Genomic DNA, 15,131 nt, shown 5'->3' on the forward strand with positions numbered 1-15,131 from the left:
GGGCACGGTCCGTCAGGTCGGCGCGGTCGAAGTCGAAGAACACCAGGTAGGTGCGGGCAACCGCCGGGGCGGCGGCCGGCGGCGGGGCCGGGGCCACGACCGGCGGCGGCGGCGTCACGCCGAAGGCGTAGCGCAGGCCGATCATCAGGCTGTGGTTGAAGTTGTCCAGCTCCGCCTTGCCGGGCGCGGAGAAGTCGCGGCGGGCGCCGACTTCATTGTCGAGCGTGCCCATGAAGCGGTACTCGGTGGTGACCGCGAGGCCCGGGATTTCCGCCACGTTGAAGGCGATGCCGGCGATCGCCTGATAGGCGAAGCGGCCGTCGGTGCCGTTCAGGCTGACGGTGCCGGGGACGCCCACATTGCCGCGGATGTCGTTGTCCACCCACTGGTAGCCAGCGCCGACGCCGACATAGGGGGTCAGCGGGATGGTCGGGCCCAGGTCGATGTCATACAGGGCGTTCGCCATCACGCCGTAGGTGGTGACGCTGCCGAGGGTGCGATTGTTGCTCGGCAGGCCGAAGCCGCTCACCTTGTCCACATCGTTGTTGCGGTAGGAGCCTTCGATCTCGGCGCGCACGCCGTTGCCGAAGCCGTAGCCGAGGCTCAGCGTCCCAACAAAGCCGTACTTGAACTCGGCGGTGCCACCGCGCGGGCCAAGCATGTTGTTGGACAGCGTGGCGTCCGAATTCTGGCGCAGGTTGGCACCGACGCCGGCGCCGACATACAAGCCGCTGATCGGCTGGGCGTTCGCGGCAACCGGCAGGGCCAGCACCGTGGCGGCCAGAAGGATCTTCCTCAAGCTCATGACAATCTCCTCAAAGACAAAACCGACACCGTCTGGCGTGAGTCTGTGCCGCGCCGGCCCAGGCCCCGCAACGCCAAGTGCATAGCCGACTTCTACACTGATTCGTGCGATCAAACACCCTTAACGTACCGACTTCCCAATACTGTGACCACAACAGCACATGGGTGTGTGGCTATCGGGTCACAGTGGAGAAAGAAGCTCGGCATTCGCTGTGTCGCGGAGGGTGCCGGCCGGCAGAAGGCGCGTCGCATGGCCCAGTTTGCGGCCGGTCCGCGCCTCCGCCTTGCCGTACAGGTGCAGCGCAACATCGGCCGCGGCGGCCAGGGTGGGCCATGCGGCGAAGCTCTCGGGCCCCACCAGGTTCTTCATCACCGCATCGGCGTGCCGCCCAGGCTCCGGCAGCGGCAAGCCGGCTACCGCACGCATATGCAGCTCGAACTGGCCGTGGTGGCAGGCATCCATGGTCCAGTGCCCGGAATTATGTGGCCGGGGCGCCATCTCATTGGCCATCAGCGTGCCATCCGGCAACAGGAACAGCTCCAGCGCCAGCACACCCACCAGCTCCAGCGCCGTGGCCAGCGCCGCGACATGGGCGCGCGCCTGCAGCGCCACTTCGTCCGGCACGAGGGCCGGGGCGAAGCTCAGATCCAGGATGTGGTGAGCGTGGCGATTCTCCACGGCATCGAACGTCACCACCTGCCCATCCACGCCGCGTGCGGCGATGGCCGAGACCTCCTTGGCGAAGGGGATGAAGGCCTCCAGGATCAGCGGGTGCGGCGCCAGCCGGGCAAAGGCCTCCGCCGCGTCGCCGGGCGCGCGCAGCACGGCCTGGCCACGGCCATCATAGCCCATGCGGGTGGTCTTCAGCACCGCCGGCAGGCCGAGTTCCGCGATACCGGACTCCAGCTCCGCCAGGCTGTGCACCGCGCGCCAGGGGCCGACCGGGATGCCAGCCTGTTCGAAGAAGCGCTTCTCCGCGACGCGATCCTGGCCGATTCGCAATGCCGCGACGCCGGGCCGGCAAGGCACCAGGGGCGCGATCGCATCCAGCGTCGCGGCCGGCACATTCTCGAATTCGAAGGTCACCACATCCACCGCCGCGGCGAAGGCGGCCAGCGCCGCCGCATCCGTATAGGCGGCCACGGTGCGGGCGGCGGCCACCTGCATGCCGGGGCTGTCATCCTCCGGCGCGAAGACGTGGCAGCGATAGCCGAGCGCCGCGGCTGCCAACGCCGACATGCGGCCAAGCTGCCCACCGCCCAGGATGCCAATGGTGGAGCCCGGCGGGAGGAGAACGGGTGGGAGGACCGGGTGGGTCAAATCGGCGACTCCGCCACGGCATCGGTCTGCGCGGCGCGGAAGGCGGCCAGGCGCGCGGCCAGGGCCGGGTCCTCCAGCGCCAGGATGGCGGCGGCCAGCAGCCCGGCATTGATGGCGCCGGCCTTGCCGATGGCCAGCGTGCCCACCGGAATGCCGCCCGGCATCTGCACGATGGACATCAGGCTATCCATGCCCTTCAGCGCATGGCTTTCGACCGGCACGCCGAGCACCGGCAGCGCGGTGAGGGAGGCGACCATGCCCGGCAACGCCGCGGCCCCGCCGGCACCGGCGATCAGCACCTTCAGCCCACGCCCGGCGGCCGCCTGGGCGTAGTCATACATCCGGGTGGGTGTGCGGTGGGCGGAGACCACCCGTGTCTCATGCGCCACACCCAGGCGGGCCAGGATGTCCGCCGCATGGCGCATCGTCTCCCAGTCCGAGGTGCTGCCCATGATGACGCCCACGCGCGGTTGCGGGGGGTTCACTTCGTTCATCGGCACCTCGGCGGTCTTTCGGTCTGGTCAAGTGGGCGGCAGGTCAGGCGATGATGTCCGGGACCAGCTGGCTTTCCAGCCACGCGATCTCGTCCTTCAGCTTGAGTTTGCGCTTTTTCAGGCGCTGCAGCTGCAGGGCATCGGTCCCGGCCTCATCGAGGCGGGCGATCACGGTATCCAGGTCCCGGTGCTCGCTGCGGAGTTCGTGCAGACGGCGGAGGAGGCTGTCGCGGTCGGCCTGCATGCGCCCCCGAATATTACGGTTGGATGTCTCAAACTTGGCGCTGGAAAGCGCCGCCCATCCGCATAACATGACATCCGCGGGCGCAGAAGGGACGGTTGCGCGCCCGGGGCCGGTTCCGCCGCCTGAATCCCCATGCGGTGCCCGCCCCCTGGCGTGGATCGTGCCGCCGCTGCCCCGCAAGGCAACGGACAAGGATGATTTGCATGGCCGAGGCTGCCCGTATCCGCTCCCTTGAGGCGCGGCATGCCACGCTTGAAACGCGAATCGCGGAGGAAGGCGGACGACCCCGCCCCGATGATTTGGCGCTGATGCGCCTGAAGCGCGAAAAGCTGCGCCTCAAGGAGGAGATGGAGAAGTTGAAGGGCACCCTGGTCCACTAGGAACCAGGACATCTCCCGCGGCCAGGACGGCCGCGGGAGCCCCGCTCAGGCGGCCGCGTCGTCCAGCGGCTGCGGCGGGGCCACCGGGCCACCTGCCCGGTCATTGGCGGTGCCGACCGCCTCATTCAGCGAAGTCTGCGTGCAGAGGCCCAGCGTCACCGGGTCCCGCGGCTTGATGTTCGCCGTGTTGGGGTGGGTCTTGTCCCGCACCTTGGCGATGGTCTCCTTGGTGGTGGCCAGCAGCTTCACGATCTGTGGGTCCGAAAGCTGCGGGTAGTTCCGCAGCAGCCAGGCAATCGCATCCGGCCGTTCCGTACGCTTCGCCACGGGAATGTAGCGCGCGCCCTTGTTGCGCTGCTTCGGCAGCGGCGTGGAACGCTCCGTCAGCACCAGGCGTGCGGCCGGGTTCGCCTCGCAGCGGATGATCTCCGCCCGCGTCAGCTGGTCGTTCGCCACCGGATCGTAGCCGACGATGCCCTGCGCCACCTCGCCATCCGCGATGGCCTGGACTTCCAGCGGGTGCATGCCCACGAATTCGGCGATCTGCTCGAAGGAGAGCGACGTCTTTTCGATCAGCCACACCGCGGTGGCCTTCGGCATCAGGGGCGTCTTCATGATGGGACCCTTAGAGCCGCTTCACCATGCCCGGGGCACGATGAACCGCCTACAGCTTGTTGTTTCGTCGCATTTTTCGAGTCGTCCGGCAGAGCCGCCTGGCTGGAAAATGCTTAAGGTGGTTTGGCCCGCGACCCGGGCAGCCAACCATTCCGGCAGGGGCGCCCGCGCCTCGTTGCCTCGGATATAGAGAGCGGCCGGGGCCGGGTCAAAGCCTTGAGGACAGGAGAAAGGGCCAGAATGATGATGGAGGAGGAGGGGCCGCGCCCCACCACGCGCTTCACCAGGCCGGTGATGGATCGCTGGGACGTGGACGAGCTGCGCGCCTACATCGCCGAGCTGCGCGTGGAGATCGCCCGCGCCGAGGCCGAGATAGGCAAGCGGCAGGCCGGACGCGCCGCGGCGGACCTGTTCTTCAGGCCGCCTGGCTGAATGCGAAAGGGCCGGCGGGGTGATCCGCCGGCCCGGTCTGGCTCAGGCCGCCTGGGCCTGCGGCGCCTCGTTCTCCAGCACGCGCTGGGCCTTTGGCGCCTGGATCTCGATCCGGCGCGGCTTCAGCGCCTCCGGCACCTGGCGCTTCAGCGCCACATGCAACAGGCCGTGTTCAAGCTGCGCGCCCTCGATGACAATGTGGTCTGCGAGGACGAAGCGGCGCTCGAAGGCCCGCCCGGCGATGCCGCGATACAGCACGCGGCCGTTATCCTGCGCGGCGGCGGCCGGCGCGGCCTTGCCGGACACGGTCAGCGTGTTGTCATGCGCCGTGACCTCGATGTCATCCGGGCCGAAGCCGGCGACGGCCATGGTCAGCACGTAGCTGTCCTCACCGGTCTTCTCGATGTTGTAGGGCGGGTAGCTGGGCCCCTCGGCCGCGGCGCGGGCGTTTTCCACCAGGCGGGCCATGCGGTCGAAGCCGATGGCGGAGCGGAACAGGGGAGAGAAATCAAGAGCGTTCACGGTAGACCTCCTGCGATAGCAAGGTCGTTGCACGGCGGATTTCCGTCTGTTGCCCCCGCGAGGCGGGCGGCATCGTCCGGGATCCACGCCGTCGGCCCCGATCGGGCACCGCCGGCAGCGCAGGAATTGGTGAAATGTCCGGCTGGGTTCAAGAGGGCCAGAGACGCGAAAAAGCGCGCCCCGGAGACCGGAGCGCGCCCTTTCTGAACCTTGGAACCCGCGCCGGGTCAGGCCGTCTTGCGGACGCCCAGGCCTGCGAACTTCTTGTTGAACTTGGCGATCTGGCCGCCCGTGTCCATCACGCGCTGCTGGCCGGTCCAGGCCGGGTGCGACTTGGGGTCGATGTCGAGGCGCATCGTATCGCCTTCCTTGCCGTAGCAGGACCGGGTGGTGAAGGTCGTACCATCCGTCATGATGATGTTGATGGTGTGGTACTCGGGATGGATGTCGGGCTTCATCGCATTGTGCTCGCGCATATGGGCCCACCGACAGCGACCGGCAGGCGCGGGAAGGCGGGCTATAGAGGACACCCCCAGCCGGCGCAACCGGCGCGCGCCCATTGGGGGCGTCGCCACGCTACGACATAACCAAATGCGGGCTATTGTATAACCGAATGCATCCTTCCGGCTTGCGGCGCTTCGATCGCGGGCGAACATGGCCGGCATGCCCCATGATGCCTGCGGTCACGACCACGTCTTCACCGGCAACGACCCGGCCTTCCGGCGCGTGCTCTGGATCATCATCCTGCTCAATGCCGGGATGTTCGTGGTGGAGTTCGCGGCCGGCGCCATTGCCGGGTCGCTTGCCTTGCAGGCGGACAGCCTGGATTTCGCCATGGATGCGGCGACCTACGGCCTCTCGCTCGCCGTCATCGGCATGGCGGCGGCAACCCGGGCGCGGGCGGCACTGCTGAAGGCGGCCTCGCTCGGCCTCATCGCGGCCTGGGTGCTCGGCGCGGCGCTGTGGCGCGTGGTGGAGGGCGGGGTGCCGGAGCCCTTCACCATGGGTGGCATCGCCATCGCCGCCTTCGCCGCCAACCTCCTCTCCGTGCTGCTGCTGTGGAAGTGGCGGGAGGGGGATGCGAATATCCGCTCCGTCTGGCTGTGCAGCCGCAACGACGCCTTCGGAAATCTGCTTGTGCTGGCCGCCGCCGCCGGCGTCTTGGGCACCGGCACGCGCTGGCCGGATCTGGCGGTGGCCGCGGTGATGTCCGCGCTGTTCCTCCAGACCAGCCTCCTGACCGCCCGCATTGCCCTGGCGGAACTGCGCGGCGCCCGGACGCATGGCGACCATGCAGGCCACGCCCATTGAGGCGCCGCGCCGATTGATTGACCCTCCCCGGACCGCCGCCTAGAGCAACAGGGTGGTTCCAGGGGAAAAGCCGCATGCGCCTGCAGGGAAAAGCCGCCATCGTCACCGGCGCCGCCTCCGGCTTCGGAGAGGGCATCGCGCGGCGCTTCGCCGCCGAGGGCGCCTGGGTCATCTGCGCCGACATGAACCTCGAGGGTGCGACCCGCATCGCCCAGGAAATCGGCGGCACGCCGATCGGCGGCGACGTCTCCCGCGAGGCCGATGTGCAGGCGCTGGTCGCCAAGGCGGTGGAGGAATTCGGTGGCCTCGACATCGTGGTGAACAACGCCGGCACCACCCACCGCAACAAGCCGATCCTGGAAGTGACGGAGGAGGAGTTCGATCGCGTCTATGCGGTGAACCTCAAATCCATCTTCTGGATGGTGCGCGCCGCGGTGCCGGTGATGCAGAAGCAGGGTCGCGGCGGGTCGATCATCAACATCTCCTCCACCGCCGGCATCCGGCCGCGGCCGGGGCTGACCTGGTACAATTCCACCAAGGGCGCGCTGAACACGGCGACCCAGGCGATGGCGCAGGAATTCGCCAAGGACAACATCCGGGTCAACGCCGTCTGCCCGGTGATGAGCGCGACCGGCCTGCTGACCGAATTCATGGGCGGGCCAGATACGCCCGAGACGCGCCAGAAATTCACCGCCACCATCCCGCTCGGCCGCATGTCGACGCCCGCCGATATCGCCAATGCCTGCGTCTGGCTCGGCGAGGATGCCTCGAGCTTCATCACCGGCGTGCTGCTGCCGGTGGATGGGGGGCGCTGCGCGTGAACCAGGCGGTTTCCCCGGCCGATGCGGGCCGGCCGCTGAACATCCTGTCGATCCAGTCCTGGGTCGCCTATGGCCATGTCGGCAACGCCTCCGCCGTGTTTCCGCTGCAAAGGCTGGGGGCGGAGGTCTGGGCGCTGAACACGGTGCAGTTCTCCAACCACACCGGCTACGGCGCCTGGCGCGGCCAGGTCTTCGGGGCCGAGTTGATCCATGATCTGGTCGAGGGCATCGGCGAGCGCGGCGCCCTGCCGCGCTGCGATGCGGTGCTGTCCGGCTACATGGGCGCGGCCGAGATCGGCGAGGCCATCCTGTCCGCGAGCGCCAAGGTGAAGGCGGCCAATCCGGCGGCGCTCTATTGCTGCGATCCGGTGATCGGCGATGTCGGCCGCGGCGTTTTCGTCCGCCCTGGTATCCCGGAATTCATGCGCGACCGTGCCGTGCCGGCCGCCGATATCCTGACACCGAACCAGTTCGAGCTGGAATGGCTCACCGGCACGACCATCACCACGCTCGGCAGCGCCAAGGCCGCCATCACCGCGCTGCAGGCCAAGGGGCCGCGCTGCGTCATGGTGACGTCCCTGCATGTCGAGGACACGCCGGCGGATGCGATGGACATGCTGGTGGGGGAGGGCGGGCGCTTCCACCGCATCCGCACGCCGCTGCTGCCGATTTCGGTCAATGGTGCGGGGGATGCGATTGCCGCCCTGTTCCTGTTCCACCGGCTGCGCTGGGGCGAGCCCTCCGTCGCGCTGTCCGCCGCCGCATCCAGCGTCCATGGCCTGCTGCGGCGCACGGCGGAGGCCGGGTCGCGGGAGATTCTGACCGTCGCGGCGCAGGAGGAATTCGTCACCCCCTCCCGCGTCTTCCGCGTCGAGGCCTGCTGAGGCAACGAAAGGGGTCCTGGCGCGTTGGGTTCTTCCATCGGGAGAAACGCGCCATGACCGAAAAACGCCATCCTCGCCGTGCCCTGTTCGCCTGGGGCGCCCTGCTCGCGGCGGCGCCGGTGCTGGCGACCCCGGCACATGCTCAGGGCCAGGACATCATCGGCGACGTGCTGCGCCAGTTCCAGGGCGGCGGTGACCCGAACGAGTCCCGGCGCCGCGAGGAGGAAGCCCGCCGCGAACAGCGCGAACGGGAGCGTGAGGCCTATGAGCGCGGCCGGGCGCGGGAACAGCAACGCTCATCCCGCGACCGGGACGACCGCCGTGGCCGCGATGACCGCCAGCGCAGCGCGCGTGAGCGGGACCGTGAACTGGCCGACCAGCAGCGCCGCCTGGCGGAACAGCAGCGCCGGATCGAGGAAGAGCGCCGCCGCCTGCGCTGAGCCTCAATCGGCCGCCGCGGCGAATTGCGCCGCGTGCAGCCGGCGATAGGGGCCATCGGCGGCCAGCAGCTCCGCGTGGCTGCCCTGTTCGGCGATGCCCTGTTCCGTCACCACCAGGATGCGGTCCGCATCGCGGATGGTGGCCAGGCGATGCGCGATGATCAGCGTGGTGCGGCCCTCCGCGAGCTCGGCCAGCGCCTGCTGGATGGCGCGTTCCGTCTCGGTGTCCAGCGCGCTGGTCGCCTCGTCCAGGATCAGGATGGGCGGGTTCATCAGGAAGATGCGAGCGATGGCGAGGCGCTGCTTCTGGCCGCCCGAGAGCTTCACGCCGCGCTCCCCGATGATGGTGTCCAGCCCCTCCGGCAGATCGGCGATCAGCGCATCCAGCCGGGCGCGGCGTGCGGCGTCGCGGATATCCGCCTCGCTGGCGCCGAGGCGGCCATAAGCGATATTCTGCCGGATGCTGCCGGCGAACAGAAACACATCCTGCTGCACCAGCCCGATCTGACCGCGCAGGGAGGCCAGGGTCATCCGGCGGATGTCGATGCCGTCGATGGTGATCCGCCCGCCTTGCACCTCGTAGAAACGCGGCAGCAGCGAACAGATGGTGGTCTTGCCCGCCCCTGAAGGCCCGACCAGCGCCACCGTCTGGCCAGGCGCCACCTCCAGATCCAGGTCGCGCAGCACCGGGCGGTCCGGCGTGTAGCCGAAGGTCACGCGCTCGAACCGCACCGCACCGCGCAGCGGCGGCGCGGGCTTCGCATCCGGCGCATCGGCGATATCCGGCTGCATCGCCATCAGGTCGAGGTAGCTGCGGAAGCCGGCGAGGCCCTTCGGGTAGGTCTCGATCACCGCGTTGATCTTCTCGAGCGGCCGGTAGAACACATTCACCAGCAGCAGGAAGGCCACGAAATCGCCGATGGTGAGGCTGCCGGCGACGATGAAGGCGGCACCCGCCAGCATCACCACCAGCTGCACCAGCCGCATGCCGAGGTAGTTCAGCGTCATGCTGACGGCCATGATGCGGTAGGCATCCAGCTTGGTGCGGCGATACTGCGCGTTGTCGGCGGCGAACAGCTTCTGCTCATGCGCCTCGTTGGCGAAGGCCTTGACCACGCGGATGCCGCCGACCGCTTCCTCGATGCGCGCGTTGAAGGCGCCGACGCGGCCGAACTGCGCCTGCCAGTTCTGCGTCATCCGCCCGCCGTAATGCGCGACGACCCAGGCGACCAGCGGCACGATGCCCGCCGTCAGCAGGGCCAGCGCCGGGCTGACCAGCAGCATCAATGCGAAGGCGCCGAGGAAGGTCAGCACCGCGACCAGCAGATCCTCCGGCCCGTGATGCGCGACCTCCCCAATATCCTCCAGGTTCTTGGTGACGCGGCCGACCAGATGGCCGGTCTTCTGGTTGTCGTAGAAGCGGAAGGACAGGCGCATCAGCTGGTCGAAGGCGCGCCCGCGCAGCTCCGTCTCGATGGCGATGCCGAGCACATGGCCCCAATAGGTGACCACCGCCATCAGCCCCGCATTCAGCAGGTAGATGGCGAGCAGCACGGCGACGGCGAGCCCGATGACGCCCATATCCTGCTGCGGCAGCAGATGGTCGATGAAGGCGCGCACGGCCATGGGGAAGCCGAGCTCCAGCACGCCGGACAGCGCGGCGCAGCCGAAGGCGATCAGCGCCAGGCGCAGATGCGGGCGGTAGAATTGCAGGAATTGTCGGAGCATGGGGCGGCGATACACCACCCCATGCCGCGGCTGCAAACGGTTCTCAGCTTGGCTCGATGCCGGCGGCGCGGATCAGGCGCTGCCAGCGCTGGCTGTCGGCGGCAAGCTGGGCGGCGAAATCGGCCTCGCTGGTCGGGCGCGGGGTCAGGCCGCGGCGGCCGAATTCGGTGACGACCTCCGGGTCCGCCAGAACTTCCCGCACCGTGTCGCCCAGGCGCGTGCGGATGGCGGCGGGCGTCGCCTTCGGCACCAGCACGCCATCCCAGTTCAGCACCTCGAAATCGGCCAGGCCGGATTCGATCATGGTCGGCACCTCGGGCAGGGACGGCGCGCGGCTGCTGGTGGCAACCGCCAGCGGGCGCAGCGTGCCGGCCGCGACATGGGCGGTGACATTGCCGATCGGGGAGAAGGCGAAATCCTGTTCGCCCGCCAGCAACCCCATCATCTGCGGCCCGCCGCCGCGATAGGGCACCGCCACCGTCCGCACGCCCGCGATGCTGTCCAGCAGGATGCCGCAGAGATGGCCGGGGGAGCCGACGCCGCCGGTGCCGTAGGTCAGCGTATCCGGCCGCGCCCTGGCCGCCGCCAGGATATCCGCCACGCTGCGGAAGGGCCTCGCCACCGGCACCACCAGCACGTTGGTCGCATTGAAGATCATCGAAAGCGGGGCGAGGTCGGCGATCGGGTCGAAGGGCATGGACCGCATCAGCGCCGGGTTCACCGCCAGCGTGCCGATATTGGCGGAGACCATGGTGGTGCCGTCCGGCTGCGCCTTGGCCGCGGCATCCGCCGCCAGGTTGCCGCCGGCGCCGGCGCGGTTCTCGACCACCACAGCCTGGCCGAGCCGTGCCGCAAGCCTGGGCTGGATGATGCGCAAGGCGGCATCGGAGGCGCCGCCGGGCGGAAAGCCGATCAGCAGGCGGATCGGCCGGTCGGGCGACCAGCCCTGGGCCCGCGCCAGGGACGGCGCGGCCAGGGTTGCGGCCAGGGCAGCGAGGAGTGGGCGGCGGGTGAGCATGGGCGCGGGTCCTGCGAGAGCTTCCCCGCACACATGCAATGATCACGCCATTCAGATGCGCCGCACGTTGATCGGCAGCGCCATGCCCTTCTGCGGCGTCGAGATGGACTTCCGCCAGGCGCTGTCCACGAAATACTGGCCGAGCGGGATGAAGGGCAGATCCTGCCAGAACTGCGCCTGCAAGCGCCGCGCGATGGCCTTCTGCGCGTCGAGGTCCGGTGCCTCCAGCCATTCGTCGCGCAGCGATTCCAGCGCCGGGCTGGTGGGCCAGCCGAACCAGGCCTGGCGGCCATTGGCGCGCAGCAGCGGATGCACGCCGGGATTGCCGAGGTCGACGCCGCCGAACAGCACGATCAGCGCATTCCAGCCGCCCTCATTCGGCGGGTTCATCCGGCCACGGCGCTGCAGCACCGTGCCCCAGTCGCTGGTGGCGCTTTCGGCATTGAGGCCGGAGCGTTTCAGCGCATCGGTCAGCACCGTCGTCATGGTGTTGTTGTTCACCACATCGGTCGGGTGCAGCACCGTCACCGGCTGGTTGGCGTAGCCGGCTTCCCGCAGCGCCGCGCGCGCCGCATCGAAGCTGCGCGGCCCGGTCAGCACCGAGATGCCCTCATCATTCACCAGCGGGGAGGAGCGCGGGAAGGGTCCCATGCCATCCGACCAAAGCGCCCGGTCGGTGCCCATGATCGAGGTCATGAAGTCGGCCTGGTTGATCGAATGCAGCAGCGCGCGGCGCACCCTTACATCGTCGAAGGGCGGGTGCAGGTGGTTGAAGCGGAGGTTGGCCATCAGCCCGCCGAAATCCACCCGCTCCACCGTGATGTCCCGGTTCCGCGCCAGCACCGGGCGCAGATCCGGCGCCACCTGCTCATACCAGTCGATCTCGCCGGACTGGATGGCGGCGGCGGCGGTGCCGGCATCGGTGATGATGTTGAATTCCACCCGCTCGAAATGCGCGATCTTGGCGCCGCCGAGCAGGCTGGGCGGGTTCGGGTTCGGCACGTAGTCGGCGAAGCGCTGATAGACCACGCGGGCGCCGGACAGGCGCTCACTTGCCACGAAGCGATAGGGGCCGCTGCCCACCACCTCGGTGAAGGGGGTGGTCGGGTCCACCGTCGCGAAACGCTCGGGGAAGATGAAGCAGGGGTAGGATGAGGGTTTTCCCAATGCCTCCAGCATGGGACCGAAGCGCTGCTTCAGGCGGATCTCGAAGCGGCGGTCGTCCAGCGCCGTCATGCTCTCGGTGCGGGCGCGCAGCGTCTGGCCCAGCGTGTCCCGGGCCGACCAGCGGGCGATCGAGGCGATGGCATCCTGCGCGCGGATCGGCGTGCCGTCGTGGAACTTCGTGCCGGGGCGCAGGGTGAAGATCCAGCGCAGCCCGTCATCCTCCACCACATGCCCCTCGGCCAGCTGCGGCCGCATGGTGAAGTTGGTGTCCGGGCCGTACAGCGTGTCCCAGCACATATGGCCGTGGTTGCGGACGCCGTAGCTGGTGGTGTTCAGCGGGTCGAGCGTGGTGACATCCGCCTGCGGGATGAAGCGCAACGTATGGGCGGCCGCACCCTGCGCCAGGGCGGGCGCGGGCAGCGACAGGGGAAGGGTGGCTGCGGCCATTCCGGTCAGCAGGCTGCGGCGATGCATGGGGGGTCTCCGTCGCGTATACTGTGCGGCATCCTGCAAGCGATTGCGCCTGCGACGCAACCGCCCTTGAAGCCCCACGGCCTCGGTGCCAGATGCGCCGCAGGTCCGGGCCCCTCTGGCGTGCCGCGTCATGTCGGACCTCCCTGGTGGAGGTTTCAGCCCATGCCGCAGATTTTCGGCGACCTGATCGCCTGGCTGGTCGCCGCTTTCCTGGTCAATCCGCTGACCGCGGAGGTGCAGTCCCGTCTGGTGGCGGCGAATGCACCCCCGGCCATCGTGGCCCAGGTCGCCGCCTGTGGCGCGGCGGCGGCGCCGCTGCTGCTGCAACGTGCGACGGAAGATCCCTGGTGGGCGATCCGTACCGGATTCGCCACCTGGATCGGCACCCTCCAGCCCGATGCGGTGTTGGGGCAGGCCGCGCCCCGTTGTGGGCCGGCGATGCAGGCGGCTCGACCGTTTCTGCTGCGAAACTGAGCAGAAGCCGCCCGGCTGAAACGAAAAGCTGCCGCCGTACCGGTTGCGTGCCGGGCAGGGCGTCGCGCATGATCACCCGGCAAACAAACGGGGAGGCCCACGATGGCCATCATGATTCCGCGCCGCAGCGCCCTGCTGCTCGGCGCCGCGGCGCTTTCCATGCCGGCAATCCGCACAGCCCAGGCCCAGCAGACCTTCGAATGGGTCGCCGGTTCCGTCGGCGGCGGCTGGTACACCATGGCCGCGGGCCTTTCCTCCCTGATCGGCGAGGAGAACCCGAATATCCGCATCCGCGTGGTGCCCGGCGGCGGCCTGGCCAATTCCACCCGCGTGAACAATGGCCAGTCGCAGCTCGGCTGGGGCATTGATGCCTTCACCGCCGCGGCCGCCCGCGGCGAGGACCCCTACCGCGCCAAGCATGAGAACCTCCGCAGCCTTGGTTCCGGCTACAGCCCGACCGAGCACAACCTGGTCCGCGCCGTGGGCTCGGGGCCGGAGGGGATGCGGGAGATCCTGACCCAGCGCGGCCTTAAGATCGCCTGCCCGCAGCGGTCCTCCACAGATGAGATGACGCTCCAGCGCATCCTGCGCTTCCTGGGCACCAGCCCGGACAAGATCCGCAGCGAGGGTGGCCGCTACCTGAATGGCAGCTACGCCGATATCGGTGCCGCCTACGCCGATGGCCAGGTGGACTACCTGTACGCCGCGCTCGCCAAGCCGGCCGCGATCCTGACCGAGATCGGTCAGGGCCGCCGCGCCTCGCAGCTCGTCGGCTTCCCCGACGATGTCCGCAAGCATCTGATCGACACCTACGCCTATGCCGAGGGCGTGCTGCCGGCCGCCACCTATCCGCAGCTGCAGAGCGCGGACCTGAAGGTGACGACGATGGACAGCGTCATCCTGGTGCATGAATCGGTGCCGGATGAGGTTGCCTACGGCATCACCCGCACGCTGATCAAGAATCGCGGCACGCGGCTGACGCAGATCCACGCCAGCATGGGCGCCTTCGACCCGGCGGTGGCGTGGAAGTACAACGGCGTGCCGTTGCACCCCGGCGCGGCGCGGGCCTTCCGCGAAGCCGGCGCGATGCCGGCCTGATCGACGGCAGGGCTGGCGCGACAGAATGCGTGATCTCGCCGGCCCACTGAAGTGGGTCTGTTGGGGCTGGGCCGCGGCGGCTGCCGCGGTCCACCTGTATTTCGGCGGCACGGGCTTCCCCGAGCCAATCCAGATGCGCGGCTTCCACCTGCTCATCTTCACGCCGCTGCTGTTCATCCTGTACCCGGCATCCAGGACCCGCTCACCCCGCCATCGCCCTTCGGCGCTGGACCTGGTCTGGGCGGTGGCATCCGGCGTGCCGCATGCCTGGGTGATGTGGAACTGGATGGCGGTCGCCGACCGCATGGAATATGTCGATCCCTTCACGCCCACCATGATGGCGCTTGGCGTGATCGCCATCGTCACGCTGCTGGAGGCGATCCGCCGCGCGGTGGAACCGGGGCTTGCGATCATGGTCGCCGTCTCGCTGGCCTATATGCAGTTCGGCTGGTTGATCCCCGGCCTGCTGAACGCCCGGCCCTTCACGCCGGAGGAGATTGTCGAAGCCGCCTGGCTGGTGCCGACCGCGGGTGGCGTCTATGGCCCGCTGACCGGCATCGTCGCCACCATCATCGCCGTCTTCATCCTGTTCGGCAGCTTCATGCAGGGCAGCGGCACCGGCCGGTTGTTCTCCAATTTCGGCACCGCCGTCGCCGGGCGCTATTCCGGCGGGCCGGCCAAGGTCGCGGTGGTGACATCGGGCCTGTTCGGCACGATGAGCGGGTCCTCCGTCTCCAACGTCGTCACCACCGGGTCCATGACCATCCCGCTGATGATGCGCGTCGGCTACCGGCCCGCCGTGGCCGGCGGCATCGAGAGTGCATCGAGCGTCGGCGGCGCGCTGATGCCACCGGTGATGGGGGCGGCCGCCTTCGTCATGGCCGAGATCACCAACATTCCCTAC

Annotated in this window: 19 protein-coding genes; 9 read left to right on the plus strand and 10 right to left on the minus strand. The window is 68.9% G+C overall.

Annotation, left to right across the window (positions count from 1 at the left end; genetic code table 11):
* The 4 genes from Q8S40_RS05230 to Q8S40_RS05245 form a co-directional block, all read right to left on the minus strand.
* Positions 1-805, minus strand: an 805-nt coding sequence (locus tag Q8S40_RS05230) for an outer membrane protein (protein ID WP_305669555.1), incomplete at its 3' end; no start/stop codon positions are given.
* Between the two features lie 180 nt (positions 806-985).
* Complete coding sequence (locus Q8S40_RS05235) at positions 986-2,125, minus strand: 5-(carboxyamino)imidazole ribonucleotide synthase (protein ID WP_305669556.1); 1,140 nt, start codon at positions 2,123-2,125, stop codon at positions 986-988.
* Positions 2,122-2,619 carry a 5-(carboxyamino)imidazole ribonucleotide mutase gene (gene purE / locus Q8S40_RS05240; RefSeq protein WP_304807977.1) on the minus strand — a complete coding sequence of 166 codons (498 nt, stop codon included), beginning with the start codon at positions 2,617-2,619 and terminating at the stop codon, positions 2,122-2,124. Before purE ends, Q8S40_RS05235 begins: the two co-directional genes overlap by 4 nt.
* A 43-nt stretch (positions 2,620-2,662) precedes the next feature.
* Complete coding sequence (locus Q8S40_RS05245) at positions 2,663-2,863, minus strand: YdcH family protein (RefSeq protein ID WP_216840108.1); 201 nt, start codon at positions 2,861-2,863, stop codon at positions 2,663-2,665.
* A 203-nt stretch (positions 2,864-3,066) separates the two neighbouring features.
* On the opposite strand from Q8S40_RS05245, the gene Q8S40_RS05250 reads away from it, so the two are divergent.
* The gene (locus tag Q8S40_RS05250) at positions 3,067-3,243 is read left to right on the plus strand and encodes a YdcH family protein (protein ID WP_304807980.1); all 177 of its coding nucleotides are present in this window, start codon (positions 3,067-3,069) and stop codon (positions 3,241-3,243) included.
* 45 nt (positions 3,244-3,288) lie between these two features.
* Here the strand turns inward: Q8S40_RS05250 and Q8S40_RS05255 are convergent, their stop codons facing one another.
* On the minus strand, positions 3,289-3,858 hold the full coding sequence (locus Q8S40_RS05255; protein ID WP_304807982.1) for a cell cycle transcriptional regulator TrcR: 570 nt from the start codon (positions 3,856-3,858) through the stop codon (positions 3,289-3,291).
* 240 nt (positions 3,859-4,098) lie between these two features.
* On the opposite strand from Q8S40_RS05255, the gene Q8S40_RS05260 reads away from it, so the two are divergent.
* Positions 4,099-4,290: a DUF1192 domain-containing protein gene (locus tag Q8S40_RS05260; protein ID WP_304807984.1), complete on the plus strand. Its 192-nt coding sequence runs from the start codon at positions 4,099-4,101 to the stop codon at positions 4,288-4,290.
* Between the two features lie 42 nt (positions 4,291-4,332).
* Here Q8S40_RS05260 and Q8S40_RS05265 read toward each other — a convergent pair whose 3' ends face one another.
* Together Q8S40_RS05265 and rpmE are read right to left on the minus strand one after the other, a co-directional pair.
* Positions 4,333-4,812 carry an Hsp20 family protein gene (locus tag Q8S40_RS05265; RefSeq protein WP_304807985.1) on the minus strand — a complete coding sequence of 160 codons (480 nt, stop codon included), beginning with the start codon at positions 4,810-4,812 and terminating at the stop codon, positions 4,333-4,335.
* Positions 4,813-5,039: 227 nt separating this feature from the next.
* Positions 5,040-5,270 (minus strand): 50S ribosomal protein L31, encoded by a 231-nt coding sequence (rpmE, locus tag Q8S40_RS05270; protein WP_092962143.1) that lies wholly within the window; start codon positions 5,268-5,270, stop codon positions 5,040-5,042.
* 205 nt (positions 5,271-5,475) lie between these two features.
* Between rpmE and Q8S40_RS05275 the strand changes: the two genes are divergently transcribed.
* The 4 genes from Q8S40_RS05275 (at position 5,476) to Q8S40_RS05290 (ending at position 8,268) form a co-directional block, all read left to right on the plus strand.
* Entirely contained in the window at positions 5,476-6,123 is a 648-nt protein-coding gene (locus tag Q8S40_RS05275; RefSeq protein WP_305669557.1) for a cation transporter, read from the plus strand.
* A 74-nt stretch (positions 6,124-6,197) separates the two neighbouring features.
* Positions 6,198-6,944 carry an SDR family oxidoreductase gene (locus Q8S40_RS05280; RefSeq protein ID WP_305669558.1) on the plus strand — a complete coding sequence of 249 codons (747 nt, stop codon included), beginning with the start codon at positions 6,198-6,200 and terminating at the stop codon, positions 6,942-6,944.
* Positions 6,945-6,979: 35 nt separating this feature from the next.
* Positions 6,980-7,828, plus strand: a complete 849-nt coding sequence (pdxY, locus tag Q8S40_RS05285) for a pyridoxal kinase PdxY (protein ID WP_305669564.1) — start codon at positions 6,980-6,982, stop codon at positions 7,826-7,828.
* A gap of 53 nt (positions 7,829-7,881) precedes the next feature.
* Positions 7,882-8,268 carry a hypothetical protein gene (locus tag Q8S40_RS05290; RefSeq protein WP_304807991.1) on the plus strand — a complete coding sequence of 129 codons (387 nt, stop codon included), beginning with the start codon at positions 7,882-7,884 and terminating at the stop codon, positions 8,266-8,268.
* Positions 8,269-8,271: 3 nt separating this feature from the next.
* On the opposite strand, the gene Q8S40_RS05295 is transcribed toward Q8S40_RS05290, so the two are convergent.
* Genes Q8S40_RS05295 through Q8S40_RS05305 form a run of 3 tightly spaced genes read right to left on the minus strand, consistent with a single transcriptional unit; the run spans position 8,272 to position 12,655 of the window.
* Complete coding sequence (locus Q8S40_RS05295; RefSeq protein ID WP_305669559.1) at positions 8,272-9,996, minus strand: ABC transporter ATP-binding protein; 1,725 nt, start codon at positions 9,994-9,996, stop codon at positions 8,272-8,274.
* Positions 9,997-10,039: 43 nt separating this feature from the next.
* Positions 10,040-11,014, minus strand: a complete 975-nt coding sequence (locus Q8S40_RS05300; RefSeq protein WP_304807995.1) for a tripartite tricarboxylate transporter substrate binding protein — start codon at positions 11,012-11,014, stop codon at positions 10,040-10,042.
* 51 nt (positions 11,015-11,065) lie between these two features.
* Positions 11,066-12,655, minus strand: a complete 1,590-nt coding sequence (locus tag Q8S40_RS05305) for an ABC transporter substrate-binding protein (RefSeq protein WP_305669560.1) — start codon at positions 12,653-12,655, stop codon at positions 11,066-11,068.
* A gap of 162 nt (positions 12,656-12,817) precedes the next feature.
* On the opposite strand from Q8S40_RS05305, the gene Q8S40_RS05310 reads away from it, so the two are divergent.
* From Q8S40_RS05310 to Q8S40_RS05320, 3 genes are all read left to right on the plus strand, one after another.
* Positions 12,818-13,129, plus strand: coding sequence for a hypothetical protein (locus Q8S40_RS05310; RefSeq protein WP_305669561.1), 312 nt, complete (start codon positions 12,818-12,820; stop codon positions 13,127-13,129).
* 102 nt (positions 13,130-13,231) lie between these two features.
* A complete protein-coding gene (locus Q8S40_RS05315; RefSeq protein WP_305669562.1) occupies positions 13,232-14,227 on the plus strand; it encodes a TAXI family TRAP transporter solute-binding subunit in 996 nt (331 codons plus the stop codon).
* Positions 14,228-14,252: 25 nt separating this feature from the next.
* The coding region (locus Q8S40_RS05320) for a TRAP transporter large permease subunit (protein WP_305669563.1) at positions 14,253-15,131 on the plus strand (879 nt) is incomplete at its 3' end.

Origin of the sequence: Falsiroseomonas sp. (assembly GCF_030695085.1) — a bacterium.
GTDB lineage: Bacteria > Pseudomonadota > Alphaproteobacteria > Acetobacterales > Acetobacteraceae > Falsiroseomonas.